Origin of the sequence: Novosphingobium sp. SG707 (genome assembly GCF_012275515.1) — a bacterium.
Taxonomy (GTDB): domain Bacteria; phylum Pseudomonadota; class Alphaproteobacteria; order Sphingomonadales; family Sphingomonadaceae; genus Novosphingobium.
In genome coordinates this window covers 75,257-97,423 of sequence record NZ_JAAZQL010000001.1, presented here as the reverse complement: position 1 = coordinate 97,423, position 22,167 = coordinate 75,257, and the positions used below count along the sequence as shown (strand labels likewise).

Below are 22,167 nucleotides of genomic sequence, written 5' to 3'. Positions count from 1 at the left end.
GCTGAGACTTTGTGGCCTGCGCTTTGTTCTCTGGCAAGCGGTTCCATAGCAAAACGCCGGCCTTGGACCATTCTCGACGGCAACGGGGAAAAGAGGAAACCGGATGATTGTTGCCACAACTGACAGGCTAACACTTCGTCAGTTCCGCGAGGGTGATGGTCCGGCACTCTTTGCCTATCTGCACAAGCCGCGTGTTTCCTGTTTCGCTTCCATGGCGGTGGCGGACGAGATTGCCGCAGAGGCCGAAGCACGCATTCGTGCTGCGGCCGGGGATTATGTCGCTGTCTGCCGTCGGGATACTGGGCAACTGATCGGGGATCTGTTTATGGAGCGGGAGGGCGATACAGTTTCGATAGGTTGGCACTTCAATCCCGATCATACGGGCGCGGGGTTCGCCTTCGAAGCATCCCGGGCTTTGATCGACAACCTTTTTTCCAGCCAAGGTGTTCGCCGTATCTACGCTTATGTCGAAGACGACAACGTCGGATCGCAGCGCCTATGCGAGCGTTTGGGGATGCGGCGCGAAGGCCTGTTTCTGGAGTTTGCATCCTTCATCGACGACGCTGATGGTCAGCCAATTTTCGAAAATACGTTCCAATATGCGATGCTGAGCAAGGAATGGCCGTCGCAAGGTAATTCTGTTGCCACTGCCTGATAATCATTCAGACCGGCAGGTCGCCATGCTTTCCGATCGCGCTGCCGACACGGCTTATTCATTGAACCCGCGTCGCTTCAATCCATGGCTTGATCGCGTTCGGTTGGGCAATCGGAGGGACAGAAAGTATGCGGATTGTCTGGCGTTCTGAACCAGTCATATCGGAGGCTAGGGCGCTTTTCAGCCTTGCGGCGCCATTCATCATTGGCAATCTGGCATGGTCTCTGATTGCGGCAGGCAATCTTTTTCTGATCGGCCATCTGGGTTCTGACGCGGTTGCTTCGGGTGCGCTGGCGACGAATCTGTATAATGCCTTTCAAATTTTCGGAATGGGGCTGGCGACTGCGATTTCCCCGATGATTGCCCGCGAGCGAGGGCAGAACAAGTATTCGGTGAGGGAAATACGGCGCACGGTCCGTCAGGGAATGTGGATCACGGCCGGTTTTTGCGTGCCAATATGGATTGCCCTGTGGCACGCAGCCACAATCCTTCTGGCGCTGGAGCAGGATGCGGTCCTTGCCGCCCAGGCTCAGATGCTTCTGCGGGGCCTGCAATGGGCACTGTTGCCCTATCTGTGGTTCTATGGGCTCCGGCATTTTCTGGGCGCAATGGAACGTCCGCTTTGGGGCGTGATCATCACTGTTGCCGCGCTGCCCGTCAATTTTCTGCTCGGCTGGTGCCTGATATTGGGGCATCTGGGCCTGCCCCGCCTTGGCCTTTTCGGCGCGGGACTGGCGAGCAGCCTGACAGCGCTGGCCATGTTGCTTACTCTGGTGACGGTCATTGTACGAGATCGTCAGTTTCAACGCTTTCACGTTTTTGGCCGCTTCTGGGTTGCGGATTGGCCCCGGCTCCTCACTATGCTTCGGCTCGGCGCGCCTATCGCCGTTACATTTGCCATGGAAGTGACGGTGTTCAACGCGTCTGCCTTTCTCATGGGAACAATTGGACGTTCCTCACTGGCCGCCCATGCCATTGCCAATCAAATTGCGGGGCTGTGCTTCATGGTCCCGCTGGGCATCAGCCAGGCGTCAACGGTCAGGGTCGGGATCGCCTATGGCCGCAGGGATGCAATCGCCATCAGAAGAGCCGGATGGATCGCGCTTGGTTTTGCCCTCGCCTTTGCGATGACATCCGCGCTGACGCTGGCAGCACTGCCGCGCAACCTCATCGCGCTTTTCCTGGATCTGCATGACCCGCGAAACGGCGAGGTCGTGCTGCTTGCCACCAAATTTATCTACATTGCTGGGGTGTTCCAATTGATGGACACCACACAGGCGGTAAATGCGGGTTTGCTCAGAGGGCTGCATGACACGCGCTATCCTATGACGGTGGCGGTGTTGGGCTATTGGCTGGTAGGGATGGGAACCGGATACCTCCTTTCTACGCGCACGCCGCTGGCTGGTGTCGGCATTTGGATCGGGCTTGCAACCGGGCTGGCTGTCGTGGCGATCTTGCTGTCCATGCGATGGCTGTCGCGTATTGACCGTTTGAATTTTGGCGCTGGTATCGTTTAAGGATTGATCGCAATTTACGTGCGATCACGCCCGGAGATCCGGGAGCTTTGCTCCGTTTACCAAACCATCAAATGTTCCTATTTGGCCGCGATACACTCCTGTTCTGATTGCATCCGGCATGTACTGAAAATCAAATCAATGCGTTGCGCGCCTCGCGCCGCAGCGGCCTCGCGGATGGCGTTGCTGTCATAGCCCTTGTCTCCCAGCAGCGTGGCACCCTCGGGAATGTCTGCAATCAGGGCTTCGGCTTCGCAGACATCGTGAACCTGCCCGCCGGTCAATCGCAGGCCGACAGGACGTCCCTCAGCGTCGACAAGAGCATGGAGCTTGCTGGTAAGGCCGCCCCGGGGCTCGGTGCTCGCCCATCCCCCGGATGGACTGCGCGTCTGCGCTCCCATGCCATGATCGGATGCCCCCCTTTTCGCGGTCGCACCATGCTGGTGGACGCGCACGCAGGTGGAATCGATCATCACCAATTCGCCGTTGAAGCCCGCAGAAACCGCCGCCAGCAGCCGGTCCCAGACCCCGGCTTTGCGCCAGTGCACGAACCGGTTGTAGCAGGTGGTCGAGGGACCGTAGCGTTCGGGGACTTCTGCCCAGGGCGAACCAGATCGAAACTGCCAGAGGATCCCGTTCAAAACGCGGCGGTCATCAACCCGAGGCACACCGCGTGGCTTGTTAGGCAGCAGGGGCTCGATGATCGCCCATTCCTTGTCCGTCAGTTCGTATCGCCGCCACGCCACCTGCCTACCCTTTCTGGGTAGCGCCTGAATCACGCAATGGCCGCAAACTCAACACGGTTTATGAGTTTACGCCTTAGAAGTGCCACCCCGTTCGCGTAATCGAGATGTCAGGTTGTGGACGTCATTGGGATGGAGCGTTTGGGGCAATCACCATGCTGCGGGCATGCTTTGAGCAAACCTGTAAAGAGGAATGTTTGCGGCTGACTTCTGCGCAATCGCGCCCTGCATCGCGTCGAGCGGATTAGCCGCCTCGATCAACGCGGCAAGGTAATAGTCTGATCAACTAGGTCGACCGCAAGTTTATCGAGAAATTGCGCACTGATGCCCGCCTTCCTTGCCTGGGGGCGGGCGCTGGTCCTTATTGCGCGTCCTTGGGGAACCAGAAGGTCTGGTGACAAGTCTCGCACTGGCCATCCAGTTCGCCGGCCGCCTCATAGACGGTCTTGAGATCGCGGCGGTCGGCGGCCTTACCGATGCCGTCGATCTGGCGGGCAAGGGCGGTGGCATATTGGCGGAAGCCGGCGGGATTGGCGTCGATGTGGCGCTGAATGTCGGCCGGTTTGGCGCCTCCGGGGGTCTGTTCGTCAAGGATATGCTGATCGGCCTTGCGCACCACAAAACTCTTGGCCCCGCCCAGCCGGTTGAGCGAGGCCGACAGGTCCGTCAGGGCGGCGCGCAGCTTGATCCAGTCGGCAGGTTTCATCTTCTTGGCCGAAGGATTGCCCTCATCGTCCAGCTTGGCATTGGTGATGTCCCATAGAACCTGCGCCTTGGCCGCAACGTGATCGTGCATCTCGCTATAGACCACCACCGGCCCCTTGCGCGCAGGCTTGACGGCGCCCTGCGTCAACACGGCCAGCTGTACCAGCGCGGCCATGCCCAACAATTTCCAATCTGCCATTCCTTCGATCCTTTCCTGACTTCTTGCGCGCGCGCTTTAAAATTCCTTGCGGATGGTAAACCGGGCCGAGCGCGGCTCAAGCGGATGGGCGTGATAACCCTCGACGCCCTCGGCTGCTTCGCCCTGCAGACGGGAGGTGTAGTAATAGGTGGCTGAATCGCTTCGGCTGTTAAAGATGTTGAACAGGCTGACCTGCGCCTTCCATCCGCCCGCCAGCGCATAGGTGACGTCGATGTTCCACTCGCTGTACCCCCCATCGCGCGGGTCGAGCTGTCCATCGGCCAGCGAATGCGTGCCCAGCCGCCGCCATTGCAGCGAACCCGACCACGGCCCCAGACCGTTGACCAGCGCGCCCGCCGAATAGGTGAAATTGGGCGCGTCCGCGATATAGGGCTGGGCAATGCCAAAGGCCGCCAGATTGGCGCCGCGATAGCGCGGCCGCGCAAAGGCCAGATCGCCGTTCAGCTCCAGCCAGTGAACCGGGCGATATTGCGCGGAAATCTCGATGCCCTGACGGCGGCTGGGAGCGCCCGCCTCGTTCTGGCCCGTATCGGCGTTATAGCGCAGTTCCGACCCGAAATCCTGCTGGAACGCGGCGATTTGCAGGCTGAGGCGCGGGATAAGGTTGCTGCGCAGCCCCACCTCCATCCCCGTGGTCGAGGCCAGCAGCGGCGTGCCACCCGCCGCCAGCGGCACGCCTTGCGTGGGCACTGTGCCGAACCCGCCGCGCACGTCATTGGAGTGAAACCCGCGCCCCGCGCTGAAATAGAACTCGGTCTTCGCCCATGGGCCAAGGATCAGGCTGCCCTTGGGTTGCCACAGATATTGATGGCCGCGTCCGCTGGTGCCGGTGACATAGCTGACATCATCGGCCCGCATATAATCCAGCCGGACGCCGCTCACCGTGCGCAGCCAACTGGCCCAGCGCAGCGTCGTCTGCATATGGGGCGAGAGCATCAGGATATGCACCCGGTCGGCGTTGCAATTGCCGTTGACGGCATTGTAGTAAAGGATGCCGCTACCGTCCTGTTTCTGAAAGCAATTGGACAGGATCGTGTCGCGGTTCTTTGTATGGCGGCGGTCGACCAGCGCGGTATCGTGGCGGATCTGTGCGCCCCATACCGTCTCTGTCTCCAGCCCCAGCACCTGCGCCTTGAGCGTATAGCTGGCCCGCCCGCCCAGCACAGTGCGCGCCTCATGCTGGGCCTGCTGGTCGCCGTTGACGGGGTCATAAAGGTAATGGGTGAAATTGTTCCACAGCGTCATGGTCGAACGGATCGCATAGAGGCTGGCGGAGAATTGCCCCGGACCGATGGGTTTTTCGATATGGCCCGACAGGCTGTAACGTTGCGAGCGGCTGTAATCGCTCGGGTCCAGCGTGCCGTAGGGGCTGATGATGCCCGCCTCGACCGCCCGCTGGGGCTGGTCGGTGGTCAGCCGCCCCTCGCTGGCATAGGCCATGGCGGTCAGGGTGAAGCCGTCTCTGGCGGTGCCCTGACTGTAGCGCAGCATACCGTTGAGTTTGCGGAAATTCTGTCCCGGCTGCCACGGGCCGTCATAGTGGCTGATCTGAAACGAGCCCAGCAGCCGCTTGTCCTTGCCAAGGCGCAGCGTGGCCATGCCCTGAACTTCCTGATAGCCATCGGTGCCCACGGTCGCGGCCATTTGCGCGGGGGCTTCATTCAGAAGCCGCGTGCGTGCGGACGCCACCGAGCCGAAATCACCTACGCCCGCGTAATAGGGGCCTTTCGTATAATCGATCCCGGCCACGACCTGCGGGATCAGAAAGCCCAGATCGGAATAACCCTGACCATGGGCATTGGTGCCGCGATTGACCGGCATGTCGTCGATGAAATTGGCAAAATCGGTGCCATGGTCCAGCGCATAGCCCTGGATCAGATAATAGGGCGCCTTGCCCTCGCCCGAATGGGTAGTGACGACAAGGCCGGGGATGCTCTCGAACAATTGCGCGGCGCGATAGATCGGGCGCAGGGCAACCTCCTGCTGGCTGATCGAGCCCTGACTGGCGGTTTCGGCCTTGCCCATCATCTCGCTGCGCGATGCGGTGACGATGATCGTGCGCTGATCCTCGGCGGATGCCTTGCCCGCGATGGCCATCGTGCAGACACCTGTCAGCAGGAGGAGGCGCGATGCGGCGCAGGGGGCGGAAAGACGCAAGTTCATGATGGTGATCTCAAATCTCTGGGGGCAGCATCGCCGCACTGCCAGAAGGCGCCGAGGATGATGGCCGATGCGGGGGGAGGACCCGCCATGGCGGCATCCACCCCTCCAGTATTTCCAGCAGACGGCTGGACGCAAGTTCATTACCGTTGGTTGGACGTTACAGGACGTTACACGCGCGCCGAATGTTTTACTCTTTGTCGGAGAGCGCGTCGGGAAAACAGACCAGGCGCGGGGCAGGCCATGTCGGGTTCTTGGGTGACCAGGCGCTGTCGACCGCACATCTCTCCGCTGCGACGGCCGAACTGCTTGATCTCTGGTCTTCCTGGCCGCCCGGTGACCGCCCGCTTGACATTGCCGCTGCCGTCCACGGCTGGTTCGTTCCGACCAGATTGCAGCCGAACCCGGCGCAATGCCCTTGCCGGATGACCTCGCGGCGCTGATCACCTTCGGGCGCGAGAGGGGCTTCTCTGATGTCCTCGTCGATTGCGATGGCGACACTGTCGATGACCTGCTGCTGCGCAATTGGGGACAGTTTCTTTTGTCGGCAAGGCGCCGTCATGACGATCCTCGCCACGTACCGCACCAAAATCAGGGTCGAGGAAGTGGCCGGGCACGATGCCACGGTCCGATATGTCCACGTTCTCAAACAGGTGAGGCGCCACCACCTCGATCTGCCGGTCCTGCAAACGCATCCACGCTGGGGCGGCCTGGCCAATTCCGATCTGATGCCGGGGAAAATCGCAGGTCTTCTTGGCAAGGCGACGATGGGCCGCGCGTGGTTCGATCTCGATGCCCTGTCGCCCATGATCCGGGTTGCACCCGACATGGGCGGCTTCATGACCTTTGCTGCCCATGAATTCGCCGCCGATACGAAAGTGCCGTTCGGCCGCGTTTCGACCGCTCCGCTCGAACTGGATCTCGCCAAGCTGATGGCGGGGCGCTGCCTCATTCAGGGTTCCTCCGGGGCGGGCAAGAGCCAGACCCCGCGCAGGATCATCGAGGAGGCTTTCGATTATCTCACCACGATCATCGTCGATCCGGAGGGCGAATTTGCCAGTCTGGCCGATCATATCGGCGCCACCACCATCCTCGCGCGTGACTATGCCAATGACGGGCTGACCGCCCTTGCGCTGCGCGCGCGTCAGCATCGAATCGCCCTTCATCTCGATCTCACCGATCTTGAACCCGATATCCGCATCGAAAAGGCGGCGGCCTTCTTTGCAGGGCTCCTATCCGCCCCGCGCGAGCATTGGGGCAATACGGTGCTGGTCTGTATCGACGAAGCCCATCTTCTCGCCCCGCATATGGCGGCTTCCGCGCGGGATGCGGAAACCCGCCGCCTTGGGGTGGCGACGCTCACCGATATGTGCGCGAGGGGCCGCAAACGCGGCATCGGCACGATCATCGCCACCCAGCGCCTTGCCAAACTGGCCAGTTCGGTGGTGTCCGAGCTTCACAACCATCTCATCGGACTCAATGTTTTTGACCGCGATGTGGCCCGTGTCGCCGATCTGCTCATGAAGGGCGGAGCCGACGAAACCACCGCCGTGATGATGGCCTCGCAGATCGAGATCGTGGTTGTTCGCAACCGGCAGTTGGCGCCCTTATGGTCTATCCTCATGGCGCAATTATCAGATTGCCCTGACGTGGCACGCCGCGAGCCCAGAGCGCTGCTCCATACTATGTGCATTCTGCTGCTGCGATTCCTTCAGCATCGCGCCAATCTAGGGACGACAACCTACCCGTCGGGCGCATATGTTTCCGGCGGGATCGAGACTTGCCGACCGATCCCACCATGTATCGCTTTTATGAGATCATTCAGGTCTATGCGACGACCCTGAAGTCCCTCGTTCACGAGGATTTCGGTGACGGCATCATCAGCGCGATCAACTTCAAGCTCAAGCTTGAAAAGCGCGAAGACCCCGAAGGCGGCCACCGCTGCGTCATCACGCTCGACGGCAAGTATCTCCCGACCAAGCCCTTCTGACGGGCCGACGCCCAGATTGAAGAAGGCCGGGATGGTGAACCTATCTTCCCGTCTCCTCCGAGACACAAGTCGCTGAGCGCAGCCTTGCCTCCCCAGCGCCAAGCCGTGTTACGGAGCAGGACTTCATACATAAACATCTGAAAGTGCTGCGTTGTTGGCGGAATGAACCAAGACGCCGATTGGCTGCCTGAAAAATAACTTGTACCTATCGGTAAAAGATTGTACCGATAGGTACATGCGAACAACCCCACAGGGGGGTTCATTGAACCGCCGCACCTTCATAGCTGCCCTCTCTGCTGCGGCCCTCACGGCCCCGGCGCTTGCCAAGACCCTTCCCATCTCGAAAGGAAATACCATGTCCCGTCCTCCGCTGCCCCCGTTCACCCACGATAGCGCCGTCGAGAAGGTGCGTCTGGCCGAAGATGGCTGGAACACCCGCGATGCGGCCAAGGTGGCCTTGGCCTACACGCTCGACACCCGCTGGCGTAACCGGGTCGAATTCGCGACCAACCGTCAGGAGGCGCAGGCCTTCCTCGAGCGCAAGTGGAACAAGGAGCACGAGTACCGGCTTATCAAGGAACTTTGGGCCTTTACCGGCAACCGTATTGCGGTGCGCTATGCCTATGAGTATCGTGACGATGCCGGCCAATGGTACCGGGCCTATGGAAATGAAAACTGGCAATTCGCCGAAGACGGACTGATGTCAAACCGCCACGCAAGCATCAACGAAATGCCGATCAAGGAAGCGGATCGTCTGTTCCACTGGCCTCTTGGCCGTCGTCCGGACGACCATCCCTCGCTGAGCGACCTCGGCCTTTGAAAGCCAAGCGCGCCCTCACTGATCGCGAAAGTGCCATTCCGGCGCTGGCAGAAGCCTTCCGTGAACACGGCTTCGAGGGCGCGACCCTGGCCACCCTGTCCAAAGCCACCGGTCTTGGCAAAGGCAGCCTCTACAACTTCTTCCCCGGCGGGAAGGAGGAGATGATGGAGGCGGTCCTTGAAAATATCGACGGCTGGTTCGCCAAAGCGATTTTCTCGCCGTTGGAGCATGGGTCTGATCCGGCAGCGGCTGTTACAGCCATGTTTGACGACGTGACCGCCTATTTCCGCTCCGGGAGGAGAGTATGCGTGGTGGGGTGCCTCGGGCTGAACTCTTCGGGCGAGACCTTCGCGATCAAGGTGAAGGATTACTTCGCACGCTGGATTTCGGCTTTGGCCCAATGTCTCGAAGCGGGGAAGGTGCCTCCGGCGATGGCCCTGGATCTGGCTGAAGAGGCGGTTTCCGGAATACAGGGGGCCATCGTCCTGGCACGGGCGCTTGGTGATGAGGCGAGCTTTCAACGGATCGTGCATCGCCTGCGGTCGACCTTGCTTGATACAATCGGCCGCTTTGGCTGACACTCTGTAAGCCGCCGCTTATGCGATTGGCCTATGCCCGCTTCCAGAACAATGCCTGCGGTTAGCCCGATTGGCTCTGCGGTATGCTCACGATCAATCCCGATCCGCTCGCCTTCGTGCAGGGCTGATCGAACGCGCCCGAGGAGGCCCAGTTTCGATGGCACACACATTCTTCAAAACCATGTTTGGCCCACGCTCGCGCGCCTTGCAGGAAGTCGACGGTTCGCGGGCATCCTATGCACGCATGGAGGCCCAGGCGGGCAAGATGGATATTCTTACCGATCGAGAACTGGATTTCATCGCCGCGCGGGACAGCTTCTATTTGGCCAGCCTCAGCGAAGGTGGCTGGCCCTATGTGCAGCATCGCGGTGGACCGGCAGGATTTTTGCGCCGGATCTCCGGCAACAGTATCGGTTTTGCCGATTATCGCGGCAATCGACAGTACCTTTCGACCGCAAACCTGGCCGCCGATGATCGGGTATGTCTGTTCCTGATGGACTATCCGAACCGGCGTCGGCTCAAGATGATCGGCCATGCCCATATCACCGACGATCCCGAAAAGGTCGCCGCCTTGATGGTACCCGGTTACGATGCCGAAGGAGAGAGGGCCTTCGTGATCGATATCGTCGGGTTCGACTGGAATTGCCCTCAGCATATCACACCCCGCTTCACAGAGGCGCAGATTGCAGAAGCCACTCGGCCCCTGCTGGCTGAAATTGACCGGTTGCGCGCCCGCGTTGTGGAATTGGAAGAACTTCATCATGGCTGAAAAACTGACCTGTGGCAGCGGCATGCAGCCTGGAAGGGCCTGACGCCACAAGGGGCGCTCTATTTTTGCGTACAGCTTATGGCAATAACGGCAATAGACGGCAACGCCGCAAGCGATTAGCCCGATGCCGCGCCGCACAGGGACGCGCCATACCAACCATCGGGATCTGCATAGCATGCGCCGCATCGGGGCAAACCATTTCGGACGGGCGGGCCTGATGACCAGCCTGTTGGCGCTGGCGACCACAGGCGCCCTGCATTCGGCGCAAACCCCTGCGGCGTCGCCCCATCTGGCGCTGGCCTTCAACGACAAGGCCGCGCTGTCGATGGTCGAGGATTACTGCGCCTCGTGCCACAACGATATTGACGAGGCCGGATCGCTCTCTTTCGACGACCTGCGCGGGGATGACATACCGCAGGGCAGGCGGGCCGAAATCTGGGAGGCAATCCTGCGCAAAGTGTCGCAGGATGAAATGCCCCCCCACACCAAGCGCCAGCCATCGCCCGAAATGCGCGCCGCCTTTGTGCGCTGGGTGGCTGCGGGGCGCGATGCCTTTGCTGCAGTCCATCCCGATCCGGGCCGGGCCACGCTGCGGCGTTTGAACCGGGTGGAATATGCAGCCGCCGTGCGCGATCTGCTGGCGCTCCATGTCGATGTCTCGCGCGAATTGCCGCAGGACAATTCGGGCTATGGTTTCGACAATATCGCCGATGTTCTGTCTGTCTCGCCCACGCTGGTCGAACGCTATGTGGCGGTGGGCACCAAGGTGGCGCGTCTGGCCACCGGGATCGACCGCCCGCGCCCCTCGGTTGCCAGCTATATCGTGCCCAAGGACGGTTCGATCATGAATTCGGGCCGCCCGGCCTATAATGAAAGGATGAGCGAGGATTTGCCGCCCGCCTCGCGCGGGGGCGGGATCATGGATTTCTATGCCCGGGCGGCGGGCGATTATGATGTGGTGGGCTGGCTCAACGCCAACACCAATAATGAAAGCGACCGTCTGCCCCAGGACCGGGTGAGTGCGCGGGTGCGGCTGGGGGCGGGGGCGCACCGGATCGGCATGGCCTTCCGCCGCGAGGTGGCGCCCGATGAAAGCGTCCAGTTCCTGCGCAACAATCTGGATGAAGTGCCGCTGCCGGTGAACAAACCGGTGATGCTGCCGCTGGATGTCCTGGTGGACGGGCGGCGGGCGGCCACGCTGATGGTGCCCTCCTATCGGCTTTCGGACCGTTATGCGCAGCAGAATTTCCCGCGCGATGTGATGGAAGTGGACGTGGCGGGGCCGACCGCCATCACCGGGGCGCAGGACACGCCAAGCCGACGTCGCATCTTTACCTGCCACCCGGCCGATGCGGCGCAGGAAGATGGCTGCGCAAGGCAAATTCTGGGGAGGCTGGCCCGGCGTGCCTATCGCCGCACGATCTCCCCGGATGATCTTTCGCCTCTGCTGCACGCCTATAACGATGAACGCGCCGCCAGCGGCCAGTTTGAGCGCGGGATAGAGGCGGGCGTGGCGGCGCTGCTGGTCTCGCCTCATTTCCTGTTTCAGGCCGAGAGCGATCCGGCGGGGGGCGCCCCCGGCACCATCCATCCCGTGGCGGACCGCGATCTGGCCACGCGTCTCTCGCTGTTCCTGTGGAGCAGCCTGCCCGATGAAACCCTGCTGCGGCTGGCCGAAACGCATCAACTGCACCGGCCGGATGTTCTGGCCGCGCAGGCGATGCGGATGCTGGATGATCCGCGCGCCAAGGCGTTGACGCAACACTTTGCGGGCCAGTGGCTCTATCTGCGCAATCTGGATCAGCAGCGCCCCGATACCGATGTCTTCCCGCAATTCGACACGCGGCTGCGCGGCGCGATGGCGGCGGAAACCGAATTGTTCTTTGCCCATCTGGTCAAAACCAACGGCAGCCTGCTCGACTTCCTCTCCAGCGATTACACCTTCCTCAACCAGCGCCTGGCCGAACATTACGGCATTCCCGGCGTGCGCGGCACCGTCATGCGCAAGGTGGCGCTCGATCCGCGCTGGGGCCGGGGCGGATTGCTGGGACAGGCCAGCATCCTGACCGTCACCTCCTATGGCAATCACACCAGCGTGGTGAAGCGTGGCAAATGGGTGCTGGAAAACCTGCTTTCCTCGCCGCCGCCTCCGCCGCCGCCCGATGTGCCCGCGCTGAAAACCACCCATGACGGCAAACTGCTTTCCGCGCGCGAACAACTCGAACTGCACCGCGCCGATCCGGCCTGCGCGGCATGTCATGTGCGGATGGACCCGATCGGTTTTGCCATGGAAAATTATGATGCCATCGGCGCGCGCCGCACGATGGATGCGGGGCAGGTGATCGACGCCGGCGCCACCTTGCCTGACGGCACGCGGTTTGCGGGCCTGCCGGGGCTGCGCCGCATCCTGCTGGCGCGCAAGGATCAGTTTACGCAGGCCTTCACCGAAAAACTGATGACCTATGCGCTGGGGCGCGGGATCATTGCGGGCGACCGGCCCCAGATCCGCACCATCGCCCGCATGGCCGAAGCCGACAATTTCCGCATCCGCACCGTCATTCGCGGCATTGTTCTGTCCGATGCCTTCCGCCTGCGCAAAGTGCCCGTCGGAGCCGCGCAGATGACCTTGAACACCACCACCTTGAACACAAACGGGGGGAGCCTTCGCCCATGATGATCCCGCGCCCCAACCTTTCCCGCCGCACCCTGCTGCGCGGGGCAGGCGCCGCCATGGCCCTGCCTTTTCTGGAGGCGATGGCGCCGTCGGCCAAGGCCGCCGACCGCATGGCCCGACCGCGCCGGTTGTTCGTTTTCTATACGCCCAACGGCATGATGATGGACCAGTTCCGTCCCGCCGCAACAGGGATGGATTATGCGCTGACACCCACCCTTGGCCCGTTGGAAAAATTCAAAAGCCGGATGAGCGTGATCACCGGCCTTGGCCATCCGCAGGCAGCCGCGATGGGCGATCTTTCGGCGGGCCACGGGCGGTCGTGCCCGGCTTTCCTGACCGGCACCCATGTCCGCCAGACCGAGGGCACCGACATCCGCTGCGCCATTTCGATGGATCAGGCCTATGCCCGCCATCTGGGCGATGCCACGGCTCTGCCCTCGATCGAGGCGGGGATCGATCAGCCCAGCCTGCTGGGCAGCTGTGACATCGGCTACAGCTGCGCCTATACCAACGGGCTTTCGTGGATGAACCCGACGGTGCCCCTGCCGGTGGCGGCCAATCCAGCCGAGATTTTCGAGCGGATGTTTGGTGATGGCGATGCGGTGGATGCCGCCGCGCAGGCCGCGAGGTTGCGCCGTCAGGCCAGCCTGCTCGACTTCGTGCGCGAAGATGCGGCAAGGCTGAACCGGCAATTGGGCATGGAGGACCGGAGAAAGCTGGACGAATACCTGACCGCTACGCGCGACATCGAGCGCCGCATCCAGCGCGCCGCCAACACCCCGATGGCGCAGGCCGGGATCGAGCGTCCGGCGGGCATTCCCGACAGTTTCGATGAGCATGTCCGCCTGATGCTGGATCTTCAGGTGCTGGCCATGCAGGCCGACATCACGCGCGTCGCCACCTTTATGGCCGGGCGCGAAATCAGCAACCGCACCTATCCCGAGATCGGCGTGCCCGATTCCCACCACATGCTCAGCCATCACGGACAGATGGCGGAGAAGAAGACAAAACTGGCGCAGATCAACCGCTATCACATGACCTATTTTGCCTATCTGCTGGACAAGCTGGACAGTGCGCGCGATGGCGAGGCCAGCCTGCTCGACACCAGTTTCGTGCTGCGCGGATCGGCCTTTGGCGATTCCAACGATCATGATTTCATGGACCTGCCCATCGTGGTCGCGGGCGGATTGGTGCGCCATATCGGCCATGCGCGGGTGGAAAAGGGCACCACCATGTCGAACCTGCTGCTGACCGGGCTGCAGGCGGTGGGGATGTCTGTCGAAAAATTTGGCGACAGCACCGGCGCGCTCAAGGAATTGGCCCTTGCGTAAGGTTTGGCTGTTGGCCGCGCTTGTGGCCGCGCCGGTTCAGGCGCAGGAATTGGCCGACGCGATACGTCTGGGTGACGAGCGCGGGGTGGCGGCCTCGCTGGCACAGGCCAATCGCCCTCTGGCCTATGGCGAAACGCCGCTGATGCTGGCCGTGTCGCATCAGGATCGCGGGGCAGTCCGCGCGCTGATCCGGGCCGGGGCGCAGGTCAATGCCGTGGATCAGGATGGCGTGGGCGCATTATGGCTGGCCTGCGAAATGGGCGATGCGGGCATGATCGGGGCTTTGCTGGATGCCGGGGCCGACCCGCGACGCGCACGCAGTGACGGCGCCACGCCCCTGCATCTGTGCGCCCGTTTCGCGCCTGCCTCGGTGGTGGAGCGGATGGCCCATGGCGAGGTCGATCTGCGCGATGCGCGGGGGCAAACACCTTTGATGTGGGCGGCATCCTCCGGCCGGGCAGAGGCGGTTTCGGCTCTGCTCCGGGCCGGGGCTTCGGCAAGAGCGGTGTCGCAGGGTGGTTTTACTCCTTTGCTCTTTGCGGTGAAATCGGGGGATGTTGCGGCGGTCTCGGCCTTGTTGGCGGCGGGGGCGGATGCAACGGTGCGCGGGCCGGAAAACACCAGCGCGGCGCAATTGGCCGCCTATCAGGGGCGCTGGGAGGTGTTGCGCCTGTTGATCGAACACGGGGGCGTCGATCTGAATGAGCGTGACCGCGAAGGCTGGCAATTGCTGCACCGGGCCGCCGCCGGGGGAGATGTGGGCCTCGTCCGTCTGCTGATCGCGCGGGGCGCGGCGGTGGAGGGGCTATCCGGCTTCTCGCGCATCACATGGGTGACCGAGGCCAATTTCGGTGTGGCGCCGCCGCCGGTGCCGCCCAAAGTGCCGCTGCTCATGGCCGCCGAAGCCGGGCAGGCCGAGGCGATGAAAGCGCTGATTGCGGCAGGAGCCAAAGCGGATTTCGTGGCGCAGGATGGCGAGAACCTGTTGATCGCGGCGGCCCGCAGCCGGACACTGGCCGCGCTGGAAGTGGCTCTGGCCGCCCTGCCCAAGCCGGAACTGGTCGATGCCAAAGGAAACAGCGCGCTGCATGTGCTGGCGGGCAGCAGGCCTGCGGCGGACCTGGCCGCGATGTTCATGGCGATGGCGCGGGCCGGGGCGCGGCCTGATCTGGCCAATGTGCGCGGCGCCACGCCCGCCAAAATCGCGGCCGGGGCACAGACCGAAGTGCGCAACGCCTTCTTTGCCGCCTTTCCTCAGGCACAGGCGGGGCAGGCTTCTCCGGCGACATAAAGCGGAGAAGCCTGGGGCGCCTCACCTACGCGGTAAAATTGATCGCGCCGCAGTTGGCAAAACCTTACGTCAAGCGTGGCAAGAACGATGTCGAAGGCATTGCCTTTGTTGCATATTCAAGCTGCTTGCTGTCTTCGATCCCAAACACGGTCCCCGTGATCTTGTTCCTCCCGGCGACCTTGGCGAGATAGAGCTGATTGTCTGCGACCTTGACCCAAAGGTCCCGTGTCAATCCCGGCCTGCACCGAGCTGACGCGATACCCACGCTGACGGTCACATAGGGGCCAACCCCCGAGTTCCTGTGCGGTATACCCAGCGAACGGACCTGCTCCATGATGGAGTTTGCCACAATCATCGCCGCGTCGTGATCGGTAGCAGGCAGAACGCAGGCAAACTCTTCGCCGCCATAGCGGGCGGTCAGATCCGAGGCCCGCCGAACTGCGCGTTGCAGCGCCGCCGCGATCATCACGATGCAGTTATCACCTTCGGGATGGCCATAGGCGTCATTGAATTGCTTGAAGAAGTCTATGTCGAGCATGATAACCGAGAGCCAGTCGTCGGTGCGTGAAAGTCTGGCGATTTCCACATCGAGGGTCTGCTCGAGGCGACGGCGATTGCTCAGACCCGTCAACGCGTCGGTAACCGCCAGTTGGGCAAGTTGATCGCGCATGCGCTTCAGTTCGATATGATTATGAACGCGTGCACGCACGATAGCTGGGTGGATCGGCTTGACGATATAGTCGATCGCGCCGAGCAAAAGCCCGTTCGCCTCGGACTCCTCGTCACCAAGCCCGGTGGTGAAGATGATCGGGACATCAGCGATCAACGGATCTGCCTTGCATCTACGGCAAACCTCGTACCCGTCCGTGCCCGGCATGAGCACGTCCAGCAAAATCAGGTCGGGAAGGCTCGTCTGCGCGACGGTTATGGCCTCTTCGCCGGATGTGGCGAAACAAATCTCATAATCATCCTCCAGCGCCGCATTCATGATCTCGATATTCGAGACCTCGTCATCGACGATAAGAACCAGGGGCCGGCCCATTACGAGTTCGCCGCCGCCAAAGGCGCCGCCCCGCATTCTCGGTTATCCGCGCCCGGCACCAGATCCAGTTGCGTCAAGGCCTCTTCGAAATTGAGTCTGGCGAGCGCGGCCTTGACCGCATGCAGTCCTCCAGCTTCAGGCCTTGTGCCGAGCGTCTCCTCAAGTTCCTGAAAAGCTTTGCGAGCACCAAGGCTTCGGCGCCGCAGCAGACCGCGAATCTCTTCGATCTTCGAAGCCCATTCGGAATAATCGAGTTGTACGTCTGACTGCGTCAAAGTCGGCTGCTGCATCCCCTTGAGCGTTGCCGAGGCGGTGAGCGCGGGCAGGATAGCCTGTTCAAGCCCATCAATCAGCTCATCGATCCGGCTGAGATCGGATTGGGCCAGCGCGGCTTCCATGCGCTTGGCCGCTTCGGCAACAGCGCCCACCTCCAGCGTGCCCGCAATGCCCTTCAATGTATGGGCAAGGCGCCGCGCCTCGCCCAGATCACCAGCGGAGATCTGGGCGCGAAGCGTCGAAATGACTGTGGCGAAAGTGTCGCCGAAATCAACGATGAGCTTTCGCAGCAGCGCCCGCTTGCCGTTGACGCGCACCAGCGCCGCCTTGATGCCGAACGGAGGCAGGTGGTCAGGCAGGATATCGGCCTTGATCGGCATCACAATCGGGCTTGCTGTCTCGACAAAACCTGCTTGAGACGGGCGCGGCTTCAACCAAAGGTCCAGCTTCCTGACGAGCAATGCAGGATCGACCGGCTTGGGAATATGATCATTCATGCCCGCATCCAAACAGCGCTGCCGTTCGGCCTCATAGGCATGGGCGGTCATGGCGATGATCGGCAAACGCTCGGTCGGATGGATTTGGCGGATGCGCACAGTCGCTTCGATTCCGTCCATTTCCGGCATTTGCACATCCATCAGGATGGCGTCGAAGGGCTCGGCCGCATCCCTGATGCGCTCCAAGGCGATGCAGCCATTTTCGGCGACCTCGACCTGCAAACCGGCATCCATCAGCAACTCAATCGCAATCTCGCGATTGATCTGGTTGTCCTCGGCCACGAGAACGCGAAGGCCGCGCAGATGGGCTGCCACCATCGGAACCGTCCCGGCCTGACCGTCATCGACCGGAGGGCCGGATTGCTCTGCACCGAACAATGTGTTCATTGTTGCCAGCATCGTTGCCGGAGCGATCGGCTTGATCAGCACGGCGGCGATGTTAGCTGTCTCCGCCTCGGCCCTGACCTCGTCATGCCCGTGGGCTGTGACCAGAAACACGCTGGGCACTTTCGCCAGGTAAAGATCCCGGCGGATGGCGCGGGCGGTTTCGATGCCGTTCATGTCCGGCATCCTCCAATCCATCAGAACCAGATCATAAGGCACCGCGTCGGCCGCAGCCGTCACAAGGGCGCCCAGGACCTCCTTGCCCGACGCGACGACATCGACGTTCATCGACCATGCCGTGAACATGGCCTGCAGGATCTCGCGCGAGGCCGGGTTGTCATCAGCGATCAGCACACGCAACCGTTTAAGTTCAGGCGAAGGCATGTCCTGCACCGACGGCGCGGCGTCATCGGCCTGCAACATCAGGGTAAAAGTGACCGTCGTCCCTTGCCCGGGGCTGCTTTCGACCCCGATATGCCCCCCCATCAACTCGACCAGTTGCTTGCTGATGGCAAGGCCAAGACCCGTGCCGCCAAATCGGCGCGTGGTCGAACTGTCGGCCTGGGTGAAGGAGTGAAACAGCCGGGCCTGCTGTTCGGGCGTCATACCAATGCCCGTATCCCTGACCGAGATTTCAAGCGACACCGACGCCCCATGCCGCGCCGAAAGGTCGACTGTGACCGTAACCGTGCCGTTTTCGGTGAACTTTACAGCGTTGCTGACCACGTTCAGCACGATCTGGTTGAGGCGCAGACAATCGCCCAGCAGCGTGGCGGGCACGGTGGGATCCATGACGAGCTCGACAGCAACGCGCTTTTTGGCGGCCTCCACCGAGGCAATGGCCAGTTGGCCTTCGAGCGCGGCACGCAGGTCGAAGGGGGCAATTTCCAGCGAGAGCTTGCCCGCCTCGATCTTGGAGAAATCGAGGATGTCGTTGATCAGCCGTAAAAGGGACAGTCCCGCGCCGTTGATCTTGGAAACATAATCCTGCTGCTTTGGCGTCATGTCCGTGCGCAAGGCCAGATGGCAAAATCCCAGAATGGCGTTCATCGGCGTACGGATTTCATGGCTCATATTGGCCAGGAACAAGCTCTTTGCCCGATTGGCCTCCTCGGCCTCCAGCGTCCTTTCGCGCAGCGCCTCATTGTTGAGGGCAAAGCTTTCAACCAGCGTCCTGCTCAGCCAGACCAGCACCCCGGTCTGCAAGGCAACGATCCCGGCATGCAGGCCGACCCGGCCAACGTCCGCTCCATCGGCGAAAACGGCCAGAGGCAACAGGAAGTCCAGCATGATGTGATGTATGGCAATGGCCACGGCGCCCACCACCACCACGCGCCAGTCACACCAGGCGATGGTCAGCGCCAGAAGCGCAAAGAAATACATGTGCATGTCCATCTGCCACGGGTGACCGGCCAGCAGATAGACCAGCAAGGCCGGTTCGCCCATCAGCGCAACAGCGGAGAGATAGCGCGTGGCAGGGGTAATCCCATGCCGCCACCAGGTCAGATGATAGGCGCCTGCAAGAAGCGCGCCCGCCAGACCGGCCGCGAGGGGCGGACGACCGACAACAAAGGCGACCGCCGCGAGCACGGGAATGTGCAGCCAAAGCAAGATGACCAGAAACCGACCAAATCGAATTCGCAGCTTATCGAGATCGGACATCAGGCAGAGGCTCCAGGAGAGGTTGAAACGCGATGAAATCCTGCGCAACCCCGAAGCAGATGGGGGTCTATGACCAGCCACGCTCCCGCGTGATAGAGCGCAGCCACAACGTTCTTGTCGGCAGAATGCAGGATCACAACATTCTTCAAACCGCCGACATCGACGATGCTGCCGCCAGCAGCCTGCACCATCGTGATCGTCCGGCCCAAATCATAGGATGGCGGTGCAACGACGGCATACTGGCCCCGATCACCGGAGGGCCAGAGCGTGGCGGCGGCAATTGCCGCTGTCACGACAATCATGAGGACAGCAGCGGGAATGAAATCACGCCAATGCAGTTTGATGGAGGTCAGGGCAGCAGAAAACATGGTTGCCCCTTTTTTCGCCAGAAGCACGCTGGAGGCGCACATGCTCCAGAGACAAATGATCCTACCGTGAAGGGTTACGCTTGAGACATTGCGATATGGTTAAGAATTATCATCGGGGGCATCGCGCCATTGCCAATGGCAGATCACTTTAAGCCTGTTTTCGGCAATGGTGGGAAGCGCACCGTGGGGTAAATGCGCAATGCCGTTTCTCCATGAGAGCTGGAATCACGACTCCGGCACCATCGCCTCCCACACCGACACCCATCCCGAGGCGGTCACTGATGCCCCTTTCGGACTACTGCTTGCGCCATGACAGGATTGGCACTTGCTGGAGACCGACCGGCGTGCGCCGATTATCTGGACGGTCGCCCCTGATCGACGCGCGGAGCCGGTTTGGACCGGCAGAAGGCTTGGGCGAGCGTTTCGTCCATATCAATCGGGCCCGCGATGGTATCGCCATCCTCAGCATTGTGCGCCCCGAACGGCGCAACGCTTTGAATATGGCGGTAAAGCGGGAGCTGGTCGATGCGCTGACGCTTTGCGAGAGTGATCCAGGGGTAAGCGCGATCATCCTGCCGCTAACCGTCCAGTCGACGACACGCCTGCTGAACAGGTCAACGACGACGGCGAGATAGAGCCGCCCCTCCGTGGTCCAGATATAGCGGATATCGTCGGCCCACTTCTGGTTAGGCGCATCGGCGGTAAAGCTCCCATCGACCCAGTTCGCCGCGACACCCGGGCAGTGATGACTGCCTGCGGTAACCTTGTGCTTGCGCGTGCGGAATGGCTTGATCCCGTTGATCCTGCGGCGCTGTCACCAGGTCTGACGGACGATAGTGTGAAGCCTATTTGTTCAGAGTTGACTTGCCGCCCCCCCAAATCTGACGCAACCCGCTGATCAGTACAATGCGCATCGCCTCCTGCTTGAACTCTTCACCATGCCTGATCATCTCGTCGATCTCTTTGCACAAGCATTAAACTCTGAGGTGACCGGCGCAAAACCGTTACAAGTCCAGTCCTTGATCCGCATGTCCAGCTCAACCTTGTCGTACTGGTCAAAAATGGGTGCCGCACCCCAGAAAGGCCAAATCGGCCGCGTCAACGCCGCATTCCTGCGGCGCCTGTAAAAAACCGGCCATGGCTATCATCATTGACGGCTATTTAATGGCCCTGCGCCATATCCCAGACCAGTTTGAGATTAAGCATGACGATCACCACCCCAATGATCGAGGCGCCCAGCGTCAGCCAACGAGGCGATGTCATTGCTCCCATGACATCGCGATTGCGGGTGAAGGCGATCAGGGGAAATACGGCAAAAGGCAATTGCAGGGACAGGATGACCTGGCTGAGCACCAGCAATTTCGCGGTTGCGCCCGAGCCGTAAGCATAAGTGACGAAGAGCGCGGGGATGATGGCCAGGCCGCGGGTGACGATCCGGCGAAGGGATGGCGCCAGCTTCCAGTTCATGAAGCCTTCCATCACGATCTGACCGGCCAGTGTCGCGGTGATCGCTGAATTCTGTCCCGACGCCAGCAAGGCTATGGCGAATGCTGTCGAGGCGACGGCGGCTCCCAACGTGGGGGCGAGGAGTTCGTGCGCCTGCGCGATCTCGATCACGGTATGGCCTGTGGTATGGAATGCCGCAGCTGCCAGGATGAGAATGGCGGCGTTGACGAGCAGTGCGAAAAACAGGGCAATGGTGGAATCGATGGTGGCAAAGCGGATCGCCTCGCGCTTGCCGTGATTATCCTGATCGTACATCCGCGTCTGTACGATCGAGGAATGCAAGTACAGATTATGGGGCATGACCGTCGCTCCTACCATGCCGATGGCGACATAGAGCATCAGTGGGTCACTCCAGATCTTGGGGTCGGGGACGAAACCCATGGCCACCTGGCCCCAGATCGGCCGGGCCAGCGTCAGTTCGATGGCAAAGCAGGTGGTGATGCTGATAAACAGAACGACCACGAAGGCTTCAAGCAGCCGGATGCCGCTTTTATGCAGCAACAGCAGCAGAAAGACGTCCAGCCCGGTCAGTGCGACGCCCCAGATCAGCGGGATGTGAAAGAGGAGTTGCAACGCAATAGCCGTGCCGATCAGTTCGGCCAAATCGCAGGCGCAGATCGCGATCTCGCACAGTACCCAGAGAAGGGCGGCGGTTGCGGGACTGTAATAATCCCGGCAGGCCTGTGCAAGATCGCGCCCTGTTGCGACGCCCAATCGGATTGCAAGATGCTGCAGCACCATCGCCATCAGGCTGGACAGGGCGACGACTGAGAGCAGCGTGTAACCAAAGGCGGATCCGCCATAGAGATCTGTTGCCCAGTTGCCCGGATCCATATAGCCGACCGCGACAAGATAGCCGGGGCCAAGAAAGGACAGCAAACGTCGCCAGCCAAGGCCGCGCACCGGCACCGTCCGAAAGGCTTCGGTCAGCGAAGGCTCGTGCCCCCCCTGATATCTTCTTTGTCCGGCCCTTTGGCTCTGG

The 22,167-nt window shown here is 61.5% G+C and carries 19 protein-coding genes and 2 pseudogenes; 12 read left to right on the top strand and 9 right to left on the bottom strand.

What is annotated here, in order from left to right; all coding sequences use genetic code 11:
• Window positions 1–103: 103 nt before the first annotated feature.
• Together FHW92_RS00395 and FHW92_RS00390 are read left to right on the top strand one after the other, a co-directional pair.
• The gene (locus FHW92_RS00395) at window positions 104–655 is read left to right on the top strand and encodes a GNAT family protein (protein WP_168601256.1); all 552 of its coding nucleotides are present in this window, start codon (window positions 104–106) and stop codon (window positions 653–655) included.
• Between the two features lie 128 nt (window positions 656–783).
• Complete coding sequence (locus FHW92_RS00390) at window positions 784–2,172, top strand: MATE family efflux transporter (RefSeq protein ID WP_168601255.1); 1,389 nt, start codon at window positions 784–786, stop codon at window positions 2,170–2,172.
• Between the two features lie 146 nt (window positions 2,173–2,318).
• Here FHW92_RS00390 and FHW92_RS00385 read toward each other — a convergent pair.
• The 4 genes and pseudogenes from FHW92_RS00385 to FHW92_RS00370 all read right to left on the bottom strand — a co-directional run.
• A pseudogene (locus FHW92_RS00385) lies at window positions 2,319–2,915 on the bottom strand (IS5 family transposase); the annotation flags it as partial.
• 358 nt (window positions 2,916–3,273) lie between these two features.
• Window positions 3,274–3,816 (bottom strand): cytochrome c, encoded by a 543-nt coding sequence (locus FHW92_RS00380; RefSeq protein ID WP_168601254.1) that lies wholly within the window; start codon window positions 3,814–3,816, stop codon window positions 3,274–3,276.
• A 36-nt stretch (window positions 3,817–3,852) separates the two neighbouring features.
• The gene (locus FHW92_RS00375; protein WP_168601253.1) at window positions 3,853–6,000 is read right to left on the bottom strand and encodes a TonB-dependent receptor plug domain-containing protein; all 2,148 of its coding nucleotides are present in this window, start codon (window positions 5,998–6,000) and stop codon (window positions 3,853–3,855) included.
• A gap of 187 nt (window positions 6,001–6,187) precedes the next feature.
• On the bottom strand, window positions 6,188–6,574 hold the full coding sequence (locus FHW92_RS00370; RefSeq protein ID WP_168601252.1) for a hypothetical protein: 387 nt from the start codon (window positions 6,572–6,574) through the stop codon (window positions 6,188–6,190).
• Window positions 6,575–6,836: 262 nt separating this feature from the next.
• Here FHW92_RS00370 and FHW92_RS00365 point away from each other — a divergent pair, with 262 nt between their 5' ends.
• From FHW92_RS00365 to FHW92_RS00330, 8 genes are all read left to right on the top strand, one after another.
• Window positions 6,837–7,841, top strand: coding sequence for a type IV secretory system conjugative DNA transfer family protein (locus FHW92_RS00365; protein WP_246869909.1), 1,005 nt, complete (start codon window positions 6,837–6,839; stop codon window positions 7,839–7,841).
• Window positions 7,796–7,987, top strand: coding sequence for a hypothetical protein (locus tag FHW92_RS00360; RefSeq protein WP_246869845.1), 192 nt, complete (start codon window positions 7,796–7,798; stop codon window positions 7,985–7,987). The genes FHW92_RS00365 and FHW92_RS00360 overlap by 46 nt, the downstream gene beginning before the upstream one ends.
• A 355-nt stretch (window positions 7,988–8,342) precedes the next feature.
• On the top strand, window positions 8,343–8,807 hold the full coding sequence (locus FHW92_RS00355; protein WP_168601251.1) for a DUF1348 family protein: 465 nt from the start codon (window positions 8,343–8,345) through the stop codon (window positions 8,805–8,807).
• Window positions 8,804–9,385: a TetR/AcrR family transcriptional regulator gene (locus FHW92_RS00350; protein ID WP_168601250.1), complete on the top strand. Its 582-nt coding sequence runs from the start codon at window positions 8,804–8,806 to the stop codon at window positions 9,383–9,385. The genes FHW92_RS00355 and FHW92_RS00350 overlap by 4 nt, the downstream gene beginning before the upstream one ends.
• A 157-nt stretch (window positions 9,386–9,542) precedes the next feature.
• Entirely contained in the window at window positions 9,543–10,154 is a 612-nt protein-coding gene (locus tag FHW92_RS00345; RefSeq protein ID WP_168602058.1) for a pyridoxamine 5'-phosphate oxidase family protein, read from the top strand.
• Between the two features lie 217 nt (window positions 10,155–10,371).
• A complete protein-coding gene (locus tag FHW92_RS00340; RefSeq protein ID WP_246869844.1) occupies window positions 10,372–12,828 on the top strand; it encodes a DUF1592 domain-containing protein in 2,457 nt (818 codons plus the stop codon).
• Complete coding sequence (locus FHW92_RS00335) at window positions 12,825–14,159, top strand: DUF1552 domain-containing protein (RefSeq protein ID WP_168601248.1); 1,335 nt, start codon at window positions 12,825–12,827, stop codon at window positions 14,157–14,159. Before FHW92_RS00340 ends, FHW92_RS00335 begins: the two co-directional genes overlap by 4 nt.
• Window positions 14,152–15,450: an ankyrin repeat domain-containing protein gene (locus FHW92_RS00330; protein ID WP_168601247.1), complete on the top strand. Its 1,299-nt coding sequence runs from the start codon at window positions 14,152–14,154 to the stop codon at window positions 15,448–15,450. Before FHW92_RS00335 ends, FHW92_RS00330 begins: the two co-directional genes overlap by 8 nt.
• Window positions 15,451–15,514: 64 nt before the next feature.
• Here the strand turns inward: FHW92_RS00330 and FHW92_RS00325 are convergent, their stop codons facing one another.
• The 3 genes from FHW92_RS00325 to FHW92_RS00315 are packed head-to-tail and all read right to left on the bottom strand — an operon-like array spanning window position 15,515 to window position 19,679.
• Window positions 15,515–16,528 carry a diguanylate cyclase gene (locus tag FHW92_RS00325; protein ID WP_246869843.1) on the bottom strand — a complete coding sequence of 338 codons (1,014 nt, stop codon included), beginning with the start codon at window positions 16,526–16,528 and terminating at the stop codon, window positions 15,515–15,517.
• Window positions 16,492–19,311 (bottom strand): hybrid sensor histidine kinase/response regulator, encoded by a 2,820-nt coding sequence (locus FHW92_RS00320; RefSeq protein WP_246869842.1) that lies wholly within the window; start codon window positions 19,309–19,311, stop codon window positions 16,492–16,494. The genes FHW92_RS00325 and FHW92_RS00320 overlap by 37 nt, the downstream gene beginning before the upstream one ends.
• The gene (locus FHW92_RS00315) at window positions 19,311–19,679 is read right to left on the bottom strand and encodes a hypothetical protein (RefSeq protein WP_168601246.1); all 369 of its coding nucleotides are present in this window, start codon (window positions 19,677–19,679) and stop codon (window positions 19,311–19,313) included. The genes FHW92_RS00320 and FHW92_RS00315 overlap by 1 nt, the downstream gene beginning before the upstream one ends.
• 410 nt (window positions 19,680–20,089) lie before the next feature.
• Between FHW92_RS00315 and FHW92_RS00310 the strand changes: the two genes are divergently transcribed.
• Entirely contained in the window at window positions 20,090–20,314 is a 225-nt protein-coding gene (locus FHW92_RS00310; RefSeq protein ID WP_168601245.1) for an enoyl-CoA hydratase-related protein, read from the top strand.
• On the opposite strand, the pseudogene FHW92_RS25625 reads toward FHW92_RS00310, so the two are convergent.
• A pseudogene (locus FHW92_RS25625) lies at window positions 20,248–20,385 on the bottom strand (DDE-type integrase/transposase/recombinase); the annotation flags it as partial. The gene FHW92_RS00310 and the pseudogene FHW92_RS25625 overlap by 67 nt on opposite strands.
• 232 nt (window positions 20,386–20,617) lie before the next feature.
• Here FHW92_RS25625 and FHW92_RS00300 point away from each other — a divergent pair.
• Entirely contained in the window at window positions 20,618–20,806 is a 189-nt protein-coding gene (locus FHW92_RS00300; protein WP_168601244.1) for a hypothetical protein, read from the top strand.
• Window positions 20,807–20,840: 34 nt separating this feature from the next.
• Here the strand turns inward: FHW92_RS00300 and FHW92_RS00295 are convergent, their stop codons facing one another.
• Window positions 20,841–22,088, bottom strand: a complete 1,248-nt coding sequence (locus tag FHW92_RS00295; RefSeq protein ID WP_349237614.1) for an Nramp family divalent metal transporter — start codon at window positions 22,086–22,088, stop codon at window positions 20,841–20,843.
• Window positions 22,089–22,167 lie beyond the last annotated feature (79 nt).